At 56.4% G+C, this 14806-nt stretch carries 11 protein-coding genes; 5 read left to right on the top strand and 6 right to left on the bottom strand.

Annotated features, from left to right (window positions below; all coding sequences use genetic code 11):
* Positions 1-7 precede the first annotated feature (7 nt).
* The 4 genes from OU421_RS06330 to OU421_RS06315 form a co-directional block, all read right to left on the bottom strand.
* A complete protein-coding gene (locus OU421_RS06330) occupies positions 8-1573 on the bottom strand; it encodes a hypothetical protein (protein WP_268187779.1) in 1566 nt (521 codons plus the stop codon).
* The gene (locus tag OU421_RS06325) at positions 1570-4824 is read right to left on the bottom strand and encodes a tubulin-like doman-containing protein (RefSeq protein WP_268187778.1); all 3255 of its coding nucleotides are present in this window, start codon (positions 4822-4824) and stop codon (positions 1570-1572) included. The genes OU421_RS06330 and OU421_RS06325 overlap by 4 nt, the downstream gene beginning before the upstream one ends.
* Before the next feature lie 2 nt (positions 4825-4826).
* Positions 4827-5621, bottom strand: coding sequence for a hypothetical protein (locus OU421_RS06320; RefSeq protein ID WP_268187777.1), 795 nt, complete (start codon positions 5619-5621; stop codon positions 4827-4829).
* A gap of 376 nt (positions 5622-5997) precedes the next feature.
* Positions 5998-7257, bottom strand: a complete 1260-nt coding sequence (locus tag OU421_RS06315) for a hypothetical protein (protein WP_268187776.1) — start codon at positions 7255-7257, stop codon at positions 5998-6000.
* Between the two features lie 133 nt (positions 7258-7390).
* On the opposite strand from OU421_RS06315, the gene OU421_RS06310 reads away from it, so the two are divergent.
* Together OU421_RS06310 and OU421_RS06305 are read left to right on the top strand one after the other, a co-directional pair.
* On the top strand, positions 7391-8338 hold the full coding sequence (locus OU421_RS06310; RefSeq protein WP_268187775.1) for a tyrosine--tRNA ligase: 948 nt from the start codon (positions 7391-7393) through the stop codon (positions 8336-8338).
* 50 nt (positions 8339-8388) lie between these two features.
* A complete protein-coding gene (locus tag OU421_RS06305; protein ID WP_268187774.1) occupies positions 8389-9171 on the top strand; it encodes a serine protein kinase RIO in 783 nt (260 codons plus the stop codon).
* 89 nt (positions 9172-9260) lie between these two features.
* On the opposite strand, the gene OU421_RS06300 is transcribed toward OU421_RS06305, so the two are convergent.
* Positions 9261-9983, bottom strand: coding sequence for a winged helix-turn-helix transcriptional regulator (locus OU421_RS06300; protein WP_268187773.1), 723 nt, complete (start codon positions 9981-9983; stop codon positions 9261-9263).
* 13 nt (positions 9984-9996) lie between these two features.
* Complete coding sequence (locus OU421_RS06295; protein WP_268187772.1) at positions 9997-10884, bottom strand: hypothetical protein; 888 nt, start codon at positions 10882-10884, stop codon at positions 9997-9999.
* 347 nt (positions 10885-11231) lie between these two features.
* Between OU421_RS06295 and OU421_RS06290 the strand changes: the two genes are divergently transcribed.
* From OU421_RS06290 to OU421_RS06280, 3 genes are read left to right on the top strand one after another with little or no spacing between them, the layout of a single operon-like run.
* Positions 11232-12158 (top strand): ABC transporter ATP-binding protein, encoded by a 927-nt coding sequence (locus tag OU421_RS06290; protein ID WP_268187770.1) that lies wholly within the window; start codon positions 11232-11234, stop codon positions 12156-12158.
* Positions 12155-13237, top strand: a complete 1083-nt coding sequence (locus tag OU421_RS06285) for an ABC transporter permease (protein ID WP_268187769.1) — start codon at positions 12155-12157, stop codon at positions 13235-13237. The genes OU421_RS06290 and OU421_RS06285 overlap by 4 nt, the downstream gene beginning before the upstream one ends.
* Before the next feature lie 9 nt (positions 13238-13246).
* Complete coding sequence (locus OU421_RS06280; RefSeq protein ID WP_268187767.1) at positions 13247-14683, top strand: NEW3 domain-containing protein; 1437 nt, start codon at positions 13247-13249, stop codon at positions 14681-14683.
* Positions 14684-14806: the final 123 nt, after the last annotated feature.

Below are 14806 nucleotides of genomic sequence, written 5' to 3'. Positions count from 1 at the left end.
CGGCGGCCTACAGGCCGAACCGGAATATCTCCGTAAACCGCCACGGCGCAAGCGACGCCGGCCAGATCTCCTCCTCGAACCCCTCCTCCGTGGGGAAGGGTTCCGCCGTTGCATCGACCGATACCGCCACGAAGTACATCGAGATGTCGTTCATCATATTGACAAGGTTCCGGAAGACCTGGTTCGTGCCGAGGATCTCGTAGAGCCGTGTCTCGATGGTCAGGGCCTCCTTTGAGGTCTCCGGGACTTCGGAGAGTTTGGCCACGTTCATGGTACGGAGCAGATTGCGGATCTCCCGGTTCTTCCAGCAGACGAGATCCGCTTTCGTGACGACGAGCGCGAACTTCTTGTTCGGCCGGAAGAGGCCCAGATAACGCCCCCCTTCGAGGTCGATAAGGGTCTTCATGTAGCCCCCGAACTCCCGCGCAAGCTGGGCATGCCCCTTCCGGTCGTCCGTTACCTTCTCGCCGTCGATGAGGAAGATCACCTTGCCCGCCCGGAGGAAGTTGCCGTACATCGTCGTGATGATGACACTCCTCGTGAAGGCGGGGTCGGTGAGCGCCTCCGGATAGGTCTCCCGGATGAACCGGACGAACTCAATCGTTCCCGCACGACGCCGGATGTCTGCTGTTGGGATGCCGGTCCATTCGCCGATGAGGGCAACCGCCCGGCGGAAGGTCTCCTCGTTCAGTTCGTCGTAGTATTCGCCGGCATAGTCCACCACCGTCCACTTGACCGGGATAATGCCGTACTTCATTCCCGTCAGCTGGTACATCACCATCTGGTACCGGTAGGTGCGCGAGAGGATCTTGCCATCGAGGATCTTCGCGTACATATTCGATATCCGCAGGTCGTCGCCCGTGTCCGTTGGGTCTCCCGAGAGAACCACCCCTTCGTTCGAGTGGCCCTTCTCGAAGTGCTGGGAAATGTAGCTCCAGAGGCCGAGGACGAAGTAGGTCTTCCCCGACGACCGGGGGCCGAAGATGAATATCTCCGAGGCCCGCACCCCGACGGTGATCCGGATGGTAAGCCAGTACAGGACCACCGAGAGCACGATTCCCGTCCCGAAAAAGAAGATGTACTGCGCCGCATACGCCTCGCTCACCGTCGCATCCGGGGTGAAGGCGGAGATGTACATCTCGTACGCGAGAAACCCGATGATGAGGGCGAAGAAGATGGTGAAAAGGCCCTTTGCGCCACGGGCCAGGTGGTCGTAGCGGTTGGTCGTGACCACCCGGATGACGAACGCCCCACCGCAGACGATGCCCGCCGTGTAGGTGAGGGTGAGGAGATCCACGTTCGCCCACGGGGACGTCATCACGTAGAAGACCGGCAGTGCTGCGAAGATGCCCGCATAGACAATGCCATTTATCCGGGAATCCTCGTTGAAGATCATCCCCACGGCAACCGCCAGAAAGAGCCCGCAGAGGAACTCGACAGCCACCGTGAGGGCAAAAGAGGGTGGGTGAATCTTGAAGACCGGGGCGACCGCGGTGAAGACCCAGGCAACGAGCAGGCTGATGGGAAGGGCCACGAGGAGGTAGGTCCGCCGCCGCTGCGTGTTGATGATCATTCCCCAAGGGCCTCTTTAATATCCCTGATGCTATAGAGCGCAAGTACCCGTTCTTTTGCCGCCGCCACCTGGTCACGGTCGCCGGATTCGAGGTCGGCGATCTCGGCCGCGTCGGTCAAAAGGAGCGTGTGGTCCCGGACCACGTACCGCCCCTCGTGCAGGTAGAGGGCGTGGTGAAGGATGTTGTCCTGCGCTTTCACGTACTTCTCCCAGTAGCCCCCGCCGGTGGTCAGGGGCGAGATGTTGTCGAGGAATCCTGCTGCGGCATAGAAGGTGAGCGATATCTCCCAGGGCCGGGTGTAGGTGTGAGCGTTCACCTTCGCGCTGTCGACGCCCTTTAAGTCAAGTGACTTCACGAGCGTGCGTCGGAAGTCGCCTGCCTTGTTGTCGATGAGCTGCGAGAGCCACCGCGAGGGCGAGGCGGCGACGAGGGCCGCCTTGTCGAAGCTCCAGCGCTCGGTCCCGCCGCTGCCGTAGCCGATGGAGATGTTGGAGAGCCCGAGCTTGTGGGCATCGACGAGCTCCTTGTATTTCCACTGGACAATCTGGTAGAGCTTTTCGATCTCAGAGCGGCCGTCATCGTCGTAGTCAAGGACCGAGAGGTCTGAATCGTCTTTCAGGAGGGAGAGAATGGTCGGGTTAATCTCCCCGAACCAGGTGCGGTACATCCCCTCGACAGTGGCGGTACCGCTCCGGCGCCGCTCATCGATGGCCCGCAGACCTGCCTCGTATGCCTCCACTCCCGCCGTGACTTTCTTTCGTGGATCGAAGGTGGCGCTCACGAGGTCATCGGTCTTCTGGAGGAACTCGACCTGCTGCTGCATCCGCTTCTGTGAGAGGATGAGCTGATCGATTTCATCGGTAACAGCGGCGATCTTGGCGGGATAGCCTTCCCGTCTGTTGATGATCTCCGTGAGGGTTTCCCGGACACTCGTGAGAATCGCCGCCGTATCGCTGCCTGCAAACGCACCGATGAGCCTTGCCCTCTCTTCGGAATCAAGATTGAACTCCGATACGAGCGGGGCGATGGTCGCCTCCCGCAGCGAGCGCAGACGGGTGTCCATCTCGCGGCTCAGGAACCGGTCCTGCACGGTGACCTCGAAGGGGTCGTGAATCGCGATCTTTCCGGGATGGAGCTGAGCAATTTTGCGGATACGCTCCTCTTTTGTCGCCTTCTCGCTGCGGTAAATGCCGGCGTCGAGTTTACGCCCGAGAATGCTGTCGCCGATGCCCTGCTTCTTGGCGACCCGGAGCATGTACTCGTTGTAGTCATAGAGCGCGACCGATTCGGCAAGGTCGGAGAGGTACGAGAAGTCGCTGCCCGTCGCCGTCTCCAGCCGGTCGATAGCATTGCGAATGTCTTTGAGCGGGAGCGATGCGAGCCACGCATCGCGCTTGACAGGTTTGGGGGATTTCTTCTCCGCCCGGTTCAGGTTCTCCTGCATGGCAAGGAGGAGCGCCGAGAAGGTCTCGAGAAACGCCCGTTCCGCCCCTTCGACAGTCTCCGTCCCGGCTTCGCCGCCCTGCCCGAGGGACACATAGTCATCGACCGGTTTTGCAAGGGCGTTTACCTCGGCACGGATGCGGTCGAGCATGGTGGTCTGATCTGCCGTGATCGAATCGCGGTCGGTGCGCTTCTTCTGCACCCGGGTATCCGCCTCGCTGATGCCCGCCTTGAGTGTGGCACGCCGGGCCGTGATATCACCCGTTATTTTCCCGAAGTTCTCTTCCCCGCGGAGGACAGCGGCAAGGGCCACCCGTGCGGGCGTCTCACTTACGGAGAGCGTCTGTTTCCGGAGAGCCGCCTGTTCTTCGAGGAGCCGGAGATGGGTCTTGACGACGTCGTAGAGTTCCTGGTCCTTTGCGTTTTCATGCGGTTTTGACTCGTTTTCAAGGGACGTCCGCAGGCGCGAGACATACTCCGCGAGACCGTCAAAGTCCTTCACGACGGTGATGTCGCGGAGCTCTTCAGGCATGTTGTTTATGACCGCGGACTCGATGATGGACTGCGTCCGGAAGTTGAGGAGGTCGGTGATCTCGTTCTCCCAGACCTTTTTTATCCGTTCGATCTCCCGGCGGTAGAGGTTCACATCGTCGTGGGTGATCTCTGTGTCCGCCTTGGCGAACTCCTCCGGGTAGAGGGAGGCATTCGTCGCGAGGAAGTCGGAGACCTCCTTCTGGATTCGTGTCCGGTGCTGTGCGTTCTCCGCAAGGAGGTCGATGACGGTATCGAACCCCGTCTTCAGGGACCGGAGTGTCTCGACCGGATACTCTATTACATGCGAATCGGCGAAGATGAAGCCGGAATAGTCCTTCTTGGCATCGACGATGGCGGAGATGTCTGCTGTCGGCAGGTAAAAGGAGTTGATGAAGAGATACGGGAACGCCGCGTCGAACTCGACTACCTCCTGCTTGCGGTCCCCGCCGTCCACGTAGCCCGTCGGGGAGAGGGATGAGACGATGATGTAGTTGAAGAGCTTGTCGTCCTTCATGTTGAGGTATTCAATCTCCGAGAGGGCAATGGCGGCGTTGAGCTGCTCCTTTTCCCCCTCGCTTGCGGCGGGGAGGACCACAAAGAGCCAGATCTTTGACTCCTGCCCGCGTTTCTCTTTGATGTAGCGGGCGAGATCGATGAACATCCCCGACCCGGTCCCGCCCCCAAGGCCGATGATTAAGGCGACGGGGCCGTGGCCCTGGAACGACGGGAACTGCTCGCCGCCCTGGGTGATCGCCTTGTAGAAGACCGCCTTCGAGATGGCACGCCTACGGTGCACCCCGCCGCCGAAGTCGTCGACGATGTTCTTGTCGATTTTCTTGAGCATCGCGTAGTCGAACCCGTAATCGGGGTCGTTCATCCACCAGACGTCCACGAGCGGGCGCTCCCGCCGGGTCTTGATCTGGCGGGCAATATCCTGTGCGGTAAGCGAAGAGACCCGCTCGACGTTCGCGAGGTCGGGCAGGTGATAGTGGGAGCACTTCACGGTGCCCCCCATCCCGGTCTGTGTCTGCTGCAGCCGGGCGACCGTTCCCCGCACTCGTTCGGTGCGGGCGATGTCGTCCGCCCGTTGGTTCGAGTCGGTGTCTATCGTGTAGAGCGTGAGCCGTTTTCCATCCGCCAGATAATGGCGAAAGAACCATTCATGCTCGTAGAGATGTGATACGAGCTTCTTTCCGCACCCCCCGATGGCGACAACGGTCAGTTCGTCGGGCATCTGGAAGGCCTTCCCTTCGATGATGTCATCATGGGCCATTGTTATTCATTCCCCCCATATTCTCTCTGAAATTCCTGGATGTTTTTCGCACGAATCTTCCCGAAGACCATGCCGCCGGCAAACCCGACGATGAGCAGCACCACGCCCAGAAGAACGGCCGTCGTGACGGAGACAACAGGCTCTTCGGGAGTCTCGGCATAGACAAGCAGGTCACCCGCCTCGTCGCGGAGCCCCCGCGAGTAGAGATCGTCTATAAGATAGCGCAGCTCCGGGTCGCCGACTGCGTCCAGGCGGGCCCGGAAGGCCTCTTCGTCCGGGACGAGGACAGAGAACGTCCTGGTCGTTCCGCTCCCGATGAGGTCGCGGTTCTCATCGCGGGCCTCGATGCGGTAGTAGACATACCCGGTGGTCTGGGTATTGCGCTTCGTGACCACCACGCCGTCTGTCACGGTGACCGTGGTCAGGACCGGCGCCCTGCCGGTGACGGTGACCATGACGGGCTCTGTGAACGCTCCTGTTTCATCGGTTTCGAGCGTGATGGTATGGTCATTGAGTGCTTCGTCCCCGCCGGTGACCGTCACGCCGTCTCTCTCCGGCTGCCAGAGCGGCACGTCCGGGACGGGTGTTACATCCGTGTTCATCTCGATATACTGCGCCTGTTTCGGGACGCCGCTCACGGCGATGGTATACTCAACCAGATCCCCCTCATACCGGGTGTCCGTCAGATTCCCCTCCGTGAGCTCCACAATGACGGCAGCCGCCGGCACGCAGAGCACCATGACAAAGAAAAGCACCCCCAACGGTATGCAAAAGGACACCCCATTCCTTTCTTGCATGGCGTGTTGATTTCTTTCAAGGCATTTAAGAATATGTCCGGCATTAGCGGGAAAATTGGGGAGAGACGGGATGAGGTATCTAAGAATTGAGCATCACCAATTGTGCAATGCATGGTTTCAACAGTCAGGGAGGACTTCACACAAGGAGTGGGCTCATGCAGAGTGATGCGTAGTGTACGGGTGAGACAGGGAAAATCGTGATTCGTTCAAAGTTTTGTTCACCGGCCCGTACAACCCCCCCTATCACACTGATTGCCTCCCCCAGAGGGGGAAGGGGCAGGATGAACACGGCGCAGCCGTGCGGGCGAAGGGGTTGATGAGAACGAAATAGTACAGAAGGCATTACAGTCAGGGGGTTATACCACACTGCCACCTATCACCCCTTCCCATACGGTTCGAGAAGCGTCAGGGCGTTCGTGCCCATGAGACAATAGCCCCGTTCTTCCAGCGATTCACAGGAAAGCCGGAAGTCCACGGGGTCCATGCGGGCGGTCCGGAGGGCCTCTTTGTAGGGAATCGGGGAGTCGGCCCCAAATACATCGTACAGGCGATAATACAGCACACGGGCATCCCCCGTGAGCGAGAACGCGTCTTTCACCTTCAGGGGGGAGGACTGAATCCGTTCAGTCTTCTTCATCATCGTGAGCCAGAGGTCCATCACATACCGGATGCCGTCTTTGTGGATGGTGTCGTTCGACTGCAGGCGGGCATACGACGCCGCGAGGTGCGGGATGGCACCCGAGATGTTCTGGCGGAAGGGCCGCTGGCCGGCGGTCAGGTACTCCGAGCGCAGTGCATAGGCAGCCTCCTGCATCTCCTTTTCAATGGCATCCGTGGACTGTGGTGTGATGAGAAGGCCGTCGATTAACTGGCCGCGGACGATGGCGGACTCCTCTTTGAGAATGCCACGAAATTCGGCGGAGAGGGATTTCACCGATTCTTTGTCCATCGCAACAGGAATATCCGTGACCAGCTGCTGGGGCCGGAGGACGGCGAGGTTGACTTCCCCATCCGTCTTTGTCATCCATCCTTCGGTTTGTGAGAATTTGTAATAGTAATAGGAATTGACCCGCCGAAATTCCGCCGGGATTAGGTCAAATGGGCGGCGGAAGAGGTCCCAGTGGTATTTTTTCCCAAAGACGGCCGACCGTATCCCGCCGGATTCATCGTGAGCGGCCGGGGAAGAGAAGGAAAAGAGCGCCGAGCAGCCGGCTATCTCCTCGATGCTCTCCGCTTCGCCGTCATACGGGTAGGTGAAATACTCAATCACCTCCTGATAGTCCATGATCTTGCGCTGCCGGGCAAGACGGGCGACATCAAACTCTTTCCATCCGCCGATGTCTTTTATCGTCAGCCACTCCTCCCCACGGGAATCCAGTGGCTTTCTCACTTCATCAACGACCCTCACCTCCACGAACCGGTGTTCGGGGGGCGGTCCCTGTGGCATGACGTCCGGGTCGGCACAGTACAGCACCGGGAATCCGCTCTTCAGAAACGGGGATGGATGCAGATAGAAATACCGCGGGTCATTGCGGTAATATTTCACAAAACCAACATCCTCATATTGCGGATTGCAGGCAAGTTCCCTCTCAACACCTGATAACTCAGCACCTATAGAGCGGTCATTGAGAGACATACATATTCATCTCCCTTCGAACAATAATATCATCCCCTTCGTCCCACCTGAAGACTATTGGGCTGCACGCACCTGCATCACCCACCGTACTGCCGAAGCAACCCTTAATGCATTTCCGCGCCCAGTATTACTAATGGACTCATACGCGCTAGCAACGCGAAATACGGTAGAAGTCGTGACCGATGAAGAACTCCGTTCCGTCCTTTCACAGGACAAAAAACGGGTTTACGCAGGATATGAACCGTCCGGCGAGATTCATCTTGGCCACCTTGTTACCATCAATAAACTGATTGACCTGCAGAACGCAGGGTTCGAGGTCGTTGTGCTCCTTGCAGACCTCCACGCATATCTGAACCGCAAGGGCACCATGGAAGAGGTCAGGGAACTTGCGGACTATAACCGCCGCTGTTTCGAGGCTGTCGGTCTCACGGACGCAGAGTTCGTGATGGGCAGTGACTTCCAGCTTTCCCCCGAGTATCAGCTCGATGTACTGATGCTCTCCCAGCGCATCACGCTCAACCGGGCCACACGCTCGATGAACGAGGTCGGACGCCAGATGGAGAACCCGACCGTCTCCCAGATGGTCTACCCCATCATGCAGATGGTTGATATCGCCCGTCTCAATGTAGATGCGGCAGTCGGCGGTATTGACCAGCGCAAGATCCATATGCTCGCCCGTGAACACCTCCCGTCCATCGGGATTAAGGCACCCTTGTGCATCCACACCCCTATCCTTAACGGTCTGGATGGCAAGAAGATGGCTTCCTCTTCCGGGAACTATATCTCGGTCGCAGACTCAGAAGAGACCATCACAAAGAAGATGAAGAAGGCCTTCTGCCCCCCGGAGATCGAGGAAAACCCGGTACTCCAGACACTGAAGTACCATGTCTTCCCCCGCCTCGGGACGGTCACCCTGCACCGCCCGGAGAAGTTCGGCGGCGACGTCACCTATGCCTCATACGAGGAGATGGAAGCGGCATATGGCGCAGGGAACATCCACCCGGCTGACCTGAAAGGCGCTGTTTCCGCGGGACTCATCGAGGCGCTTGCAGATGCCCGGGCGTTCATGAACAGCGAGTGAGCAGATTCTCACAGAATAAATTGATACAATTAATCGGGAGAGCACAGACCATGGGAAAGAGAGACGCACTCATCGAACGTTTTGACCGCGAAACCGAGCGGATGGGAGTTCGAATACGCGACGCCGACCAAATGAAGGTATCAGAGAATGTCTTCGATGACATCACCCTCCTCTCCCTCTACCGGCTGGTGCATAAGAAGAAGATCCAGGAGATCGGCGGCCCCATCTCCACCGGAAAGGAGGCAAACGTCTTCTATGGCGTTGGTGAGGAGATGCCGATTGCCATCAAAATATACCGAATCCAGTCGGCAAACTTCCGGTCGATGAGCGAGTATATTGTCGGTGACCCTCGTTTCTCCTCGGTGAAACGGGCCAAAAAGGACCTGATATTCGCCTGGACCAAAAAGGAGTATTCCAATCTGGCCCGTGCCCATGACGCAGGCATCCGGGTGCCCCGTCCGGTACACTTTGACCGCAATATCCTTTTAATGGAGTTCATGGGCGAAGATGAGGTCGCCTATCCCCAGCTGCGTCTCTCCCGGCCGGATGACTACCAGGCGGTCTATGACGAAATTACTGCCGCGATGAAAACCCTCTTTAATGAGGCGGAACTCGTCCACGCTGACCTCTCGGAGTTCAATATTCTCTGGGATGGAGAGCACCCGATCATCATCGACATCGGACAGGCAGTGACCCCCAACCACCCAAAGGCGATTGCGTTTCTTGTGCGGGACATCAAGAATATCAACCGGTATTTTGCGAACCGCTGCACGGTGCGGGATGAAGAAGAGCTCTTCCGTGATATTGTGGGTGAACACCGGATGGAGATCTGAGGGGTTCCGGCGATAGTGCCGGCTTCTGTCAAAAGCCCAATTTACATATAATAGAAAACCCGCGGACGCCGCGAAGATTACACGGGTTTTCAACCCGAAAGATACCGGCAATCCCGGATCACGGATTCGGCATCATCGCGGATGATGTATGACACAAACCGTCCTTCCGTGCGGACATCGATCACCCCGTCATCTTCCAGACGCTTCATATGCCAGGTCACGGTGGAACCGGCAATCCCGAGCGATTCGGCAATATCTTTTCTCGAGGCAAACCGATCTTCGGCAAGAACCGCAAGAATCTCCCGCGTCGTTTCATTCCGCATATGCTTCAGTACCGCCTGTTGCGAGGTGGAATAGGTACCGCTGTTCTCAAAGTAGTGCGTATAGCCCCGGTCTTCACATACTGCAATGGCGTGGCTGCGCCGCAGTTGGTCGATGTGATAGCGAAGGGTACCCAGCGTAATATCGGTCTCTTTTCCGATGCCCCGCAGATGGATCCCCGGGTTTTTCCGGATGCAGTCGTAGATCTTCCGGCGGGTCTCATTTGCGAGCAGATCGTCTCCGCGTATCTGGTAGAGACCAAGGAGCCCCCACCATTGTACCACTCCAAAGATCTCTGCTGGCAGACAGGCACACTGGAGAAGAATGATCCAGAGGGGCAGCTCCCAGAACGAGACGGGCTGCGGGGAGACCATCGTCCCTTCAGCCGGGTGATCGTAGCCCGACTGCACAACATAGTGGTTCGCAGAGGCCCCCGTCATACAGAGGCCGAGGATCGCAATGACCATTACCAGATACCAGACCCTCTTCATTCCGCTCTCCCCATCAGTAATAATTCGTGAAATTAAAGTTGCTGTTTCCGCCGTTCAGGTTGGTCACGGTGTAATACCACATCCCGGGAGTCAGCTGCGGCGACGCAGAGATATCCAGATAGATGCGTTGATTTATCTCCCCGTCGGCAGCATCTTCAAACGGTCCGATGACGGAGTCAGGCGGATATATGGTCAGCTGATACCCCGTCTCGGGTCCGGCCCATGTGAGATCGACCCAGAGATGGCGTTTTTCCCGGGGAACATACAGCTGAAAGTGATGATCCGTGCTGCCGGATGACACAAAATTATTGGCCGGCGAAAAATCCATGGGCTCGACCGGCTTCTGACCCAGATCTACCAGATAGTACGGCGGATTGTTAAAAGACATCCAGAGATCGGTCACCGAAAACAGAACCCCCTGGAGCAGGTCCGGGAGATAAACCTCTTTTTGCTTCGTCTCTGCGCAGCAAACCTCCATCTCAGAACCGCGAACATCCTCAGGATACCCGGAGCCACCGCCACTGCCGCCAGATACAAGCGCTTCATAGCCATTTTCTTCATTTTTTATAATAAACGCGCCACGGTCACCATCACTGCCGTCATAGGCGAACAATGCTTCGTTCGCATACAGGTAACGAAGATCGTCGGAGTCAAGGGCAATCAGGGTAATAACATCGTCACCATCCCATTCATCATGATCTTCAGCCCTGACATACGGCTGTGCTTTGATCAGGGGGATGAATGTCAGAGAAGAGGTATATTCTCCGGTATCAGTGATGTATATCACCGGCACATTGTCCGCATCGGCATGGTAATTCAGGTCATTCCGGTCCCCGGCAGCACCGGCAGGAAGGACCAGTACTATCATCATCAGAAATAGGATGAAAACCCGATGCGTCATTGCACTACGTTTGATGGTAACAGATATGAATAATATGGCACAATCGTCTTCCTAACCGGCCCCGCCGAACATTCGTACCTCCCCATTCCTCTCTCTGAATCTGCCATCCAATATACCAGTCCCGTCTCCCACCAGCTAATCCCGTGGTCCTCCTTTCCCCGGAGAGGGCGCTCCCCTCTCCTTCGTGACGCCCCCCGAACCCAAAACAGGATACCCAGACATTCGTCCTGGATATCGTTGTTATCGAACAATCATTTACTATTTCCGATATGTTCACAACTGTGCGACAACTCTAATAACCATTCGCAGACCATATTTCTGCATTCCTCTACCGGGATAGTGAAACCATGATCACCTTTGACCACCTCTCAAAAGCATATAACGGTGTCTATGCCGTCGATGATCTCACCTTTGAGATCCCGGACGGCGAGATATTCGGCCTCCTGGGACCAAATGGCGCCGGGAAAAGCACCACCATCCTGATGCTCACGGGCCTTATCGAACCGACGGCGGGAAGATGCCTGATAGACGGCATCGAGGTTGCAAAAAACCCCATCGAGGTGAAGCACCGCATCGGCTATATGCCGGAAGACGTCGGCTTCTACACAAACCTCACCGCCGGAGAAAACCTCGACTTTTTCGCCCGTCTCTATGGCATGGACGCCGCCGCACGGAATTCCCGCATCGATGAACTGCTGTCGCTCGTGAACCTCGACGGCGTGGAGAAACTGGTCGGGGGCTACTCAAAAGGCATGCGTCAGCGCCTTGGAATTGCCAAGGCACTCCTGAATGACCCGGCCGTAATCATCCTGGACGAACCAACAGCAAACCTGGATCCCCAAGGAGTCGCTGATTACCGTAAAATAATCAAACAGATGGCGGTAGACGGAAAGACCATACTCGTCTCGTCCCACATCCTCTCAGAAGTCAGTCTGGTCTGCTCTTCCATCGGCGTATTGTCCCAGGGAAGGCTGGTGGCACGGGGCACGTGGAAAGAACTGACCCAGACTTTTGATGCAACCCGGCTCGAACAGGTGAAGATCCTGGTCGAAACCCGCGATGCCATGCCCAAATTCAGCCATCCCGATCTGATTGCGGCGGAATACACCAATGACAACCGTGAAGCCGTCATCACCGCTCGCTCCGACATCAGGGATGCAATTGCAGAGACCCTCCGGGATGAAGGTGTGATGATCCGCCAGCTTTCCTTTGACCGCGCAACCATCGAGGAGAGTGTCCTCTCGTATTACAACACAGGAGAAGAACAGGCATGAAGTCACACGGATTACCGGTGATCGCGCAAAAAGAACTGCGCGATCACTTCAAAAGCAAAAAATTCCTGCTGATATTCGGGATATTCCTGATCATCACGATCATCGGCATGGCAAGCGGGGTCGCAGAGTATGCACAAAACCTCCAGGACTACAATGACCGTCAGTCGGTTGCAGACGATGAGATATACCCTGGCGGATTCGGATGGGGCAAACCCTCCATCGTGACCATCTATCTCGGTGTCAGCTCACTTATCGTCACGCTTGGTGCCGTCCTCGGGATTGCAATGGGATTTGACCTGATCTCAAAGGAAAAAGAGACGAAATCCCTGAAGATCCTGCTCTCGCACCCTGTTTACCGCGATGAAGTGATAAACGGAAAGGCACTCGGGGGCCTGATGGCACTTGCCATCGCGCTCGCTATTACGTTCATCGCCACCTTTGCCATCCTGCTCATCGCGGGAATCGTCCCCGCCGGTGATGAACTTGCAAAGATCCTCGTCTACGGCGGAGCGGTATTCCTGATGATCCTCTCGTACTTCGCGCTCTCGCTGTTTATGTCCACCATCGCAAGCGATAGTGGCAAGGCCCTTGTTTACACCCTCATCGTCTTTGTCGCCCTCATGAGCCTGCCCATGCTCATCAACGGGTCGGTGATGAATATGATCATTGGCGACCCCCCGGAATACCCCCAGGACGCGTTTATCTCTGACGGAGCATTCAGCGTCGTAGCGGTGTCATCCGCAACGGAAACGGGAGAGAAGGCAATCGAAGAACCCGACCCGATATGGAAAGAATACGAACAGGAATTTGATGAATACTGGAAGAAACGCCAATCGGTGACCGACATCGTCACCCTGATCTCTCCGACACAGAACCTGCAAACAGTTTCATACAACCTGCTGATACCGGATTATGCAGCAATGATGTCATCCATTTCGTTCAGGGCGAGTGATGACTATGAACTTGAGGATACCGATGTTTTCGGAAAGATTATCCAGAACATCATCGCACTCCTTGCCTTCCCGGCACTCTTTCTGGGATGTGCCTATGTGCGGTTCATGCGGATGGATATCAGATAGGAGGCGACGATGAAACAGATACCATATCTCATACTCATTCTCCTCCTCTTCACGGCGGCTCTCCCGATACCTGTTGCGGCAGAGGAGAGTGCGGACGGCCGCGACGTCCAGATACACTGCACCTTTCCGGGTATTGTTCTGGAAGCGGGGGAGAGTAATGAATTCGCACTCACGCTGACCAACAACGGAAACGACAACCCCAAAAAATTCTGGGTGGAGACCTTCGGGGAATCGTCCGACTGGGAGTATCATTTCCTGAACGGAGATACCGAGATCACAAGAGCCGCCATTCCCACGGGTTCCGCCCAGAACATCGGCTTTACCGTCAAGACCTCCTCTGACACGCCAGTGGGCGAATACCATGTAAAGGTGCACATCGGAAACGGATTCTGCTGGCTCTATATCACCATCTCAAAGACCCATGCGGGAGAGCGCGGGGTCCTGAAACTCTCGACGGTCAATGAACTGGGCGAGGCGGTTAAGGGTGCAACCGTTGCCGTCATGGATGACAGATCCTCAGAACCGGTCATGACCATCCAGACGTCCACAGACGGAAAAATCAGAAGCGAGCTCCCGCACGGCGACTATACGCTTTTGATCACGAAGGACGGGTATCACAGTGCCCTCCCGGTGGCGGTCGAAGTGAATTCCGGCCTCGAGACGGATGCCGGGAATATCCTGCTTGAAAAGATGAACACCGCAGTGGAGGTATCGTACAAGACCCTCTCCATCACCACATCACTCGACAAAAATCCGGTCTTTGTGATGAACCTGAAAAATATCGGGCGGGCGGACAGCATCTTCAGCCTGGATGCAACCGGGATGCCGGAGGACTGGTTTACCCGATTCAAGGAATCGGAGAATTCTGGGGAGAGCCTCTCAGAGATATTCCTCTATGCAGGAGAGGAGAAAACACTCTATCTCGAAGTAATTCCTGCATACGGGACTGAAATAGGTGACTATTCTATAACCTCTGTTGTGACCTCTCCTGACGGCGACACCTATGAAGAGGGACTCGACATCACCCTCCGCGGTGAGTACCGCCTGAAGGCATACCCGGATAAATACCGGTATGAACTGGGGAAGGGTGACAAGGTCACCTTTGATGTCATACTGAAAAACACGGGAAGTGCGGGTTCACTGACGAACATCAGACCGGAGATCTCCGCACCGGACGGCTGGACCGCGACCATATCACCCAAGACTCTAGCAAGTCTCGAGCCCGGTGAGAGCAAGACCATCTCGGTCACCGTCATCCCGCCCTCGAACATTGCCGCAAGCGAATACAAGGTTACTCTGAAGGTCACATCCGACCAGACCGAGACGAGCGATGATTTCCGTATGGTCGTTAAGGAAAGTTCATTTGTCACCATCCTTGGTCTGCTGCTCCTTGTGGGGGTCTGCGGCGGTGTCTGGTATGCATTCAGGAAACATCAGCGGCGCTGAATGCATTCTTTTCCTTCCAAGAAGGGAGGATGAACATCACTTTTCTTCTCCCGGGAACGCACCAACATACGCCACCTGTTTCGTATCACCATACATTGTTCCGCGTTCCTGATCCTGTAGTAA

It is taken from the genome of Methanogenium organophilum, from assembly GCF_026684035.1.
In the GTDB taxonomy this organism is placed as follows: domain Archaea; phylum Halobacteriota; class Methanomicrobia; order Methanomicrobiales; family Methanomicrobiaceae; genus Methanogenium; species Methanogenium organophilum.
The sequence above is the reverse complement of the archived record's forward strand: the minus strand, read 5'-3'. Positions and strand labels throughout refer to the sequence as shown.

Excerpts from the sequence above, each read along its gene's own strand:
- OU421_RS06330 (WP_268187779.1), bottom strand. The coding sequence starts at position 1,573 with ATGATCATCAACACGCAGCGGCGGCGGACCTACCTCCTCGTGGCCCTT.
- OU421_RS06325 (WP_268187778.1), bottom strand. The coding sequence starts at position 4,824 with ATGGCCCATGATGACATCATCGAAGGGAAGGCCTTCCAGATGCCCGAC.
- OU421_RS06320 (WP_268187777.1), bottom strand. The coding sequence starts at position 5,621 with ATGCAAGAAAGGAATGGGGTGTCCTTTTGCATACCGTTGGGGGTGCTT.
- OU421_RS06315 (WP_268187776.1), bottom strand. The coding sequence starts at position 7,257 with ATGTCTCTCAATGACCGCTCTATAGGTGCTGAGTTATCAGGTGTTGAG.
- OU421_RS06310 (WP_268187775.1), top strand. The coding sequence starts at position 7,391 with ATGGACTCATACGCGCTAGCAACGCGAAATACGGTAGAAGTCGTGACC.
- OU421_RS06305 (WP_268187774.1), top strand. The coding sequence starts at position 8,389 with ATGGGAAAGAGAGACGCACTCATCGAACGTTTTGACCGCGAAACCGAG.
- OU421_RS06300 (WP_268187773.1), bottom strand. The coding sequence starts at position 9,983 with ATGAAGAGGGTCTGGTATCTGGTAATGGTCATTGCGATCCTCGGCCTC.
- OU421_RS06295 (WP_268187772.1), bottom strand. The coding sequence starts at position 10,884 with ATGACGCATCGGGTTTTCATCCTATTTCTGATGATGATAGTACTGGTC.
- OU421_RS06290 (WP_268187770.1), top strand. The coding sequence starts at position 11,232 with ATGATCACCTTTGACCACCTCTCAAAAGCATATAACGGTGTCTATGCC.
- OU421_RS06285 (WP_268187769.1), top strand. The coding sequence starts at position 12,155 with ATGAAGTCACACGGATTACCGGTGATCGCGCAAAAAGAACTGCGCGAT.
- OU421_RS06280 (WP_268187767.1), top strand. The coding sequence starts at position 13,247 with ATGAAACAGATACCATATCTCATACTCATTCTCCTCCTCTTCACGGCG.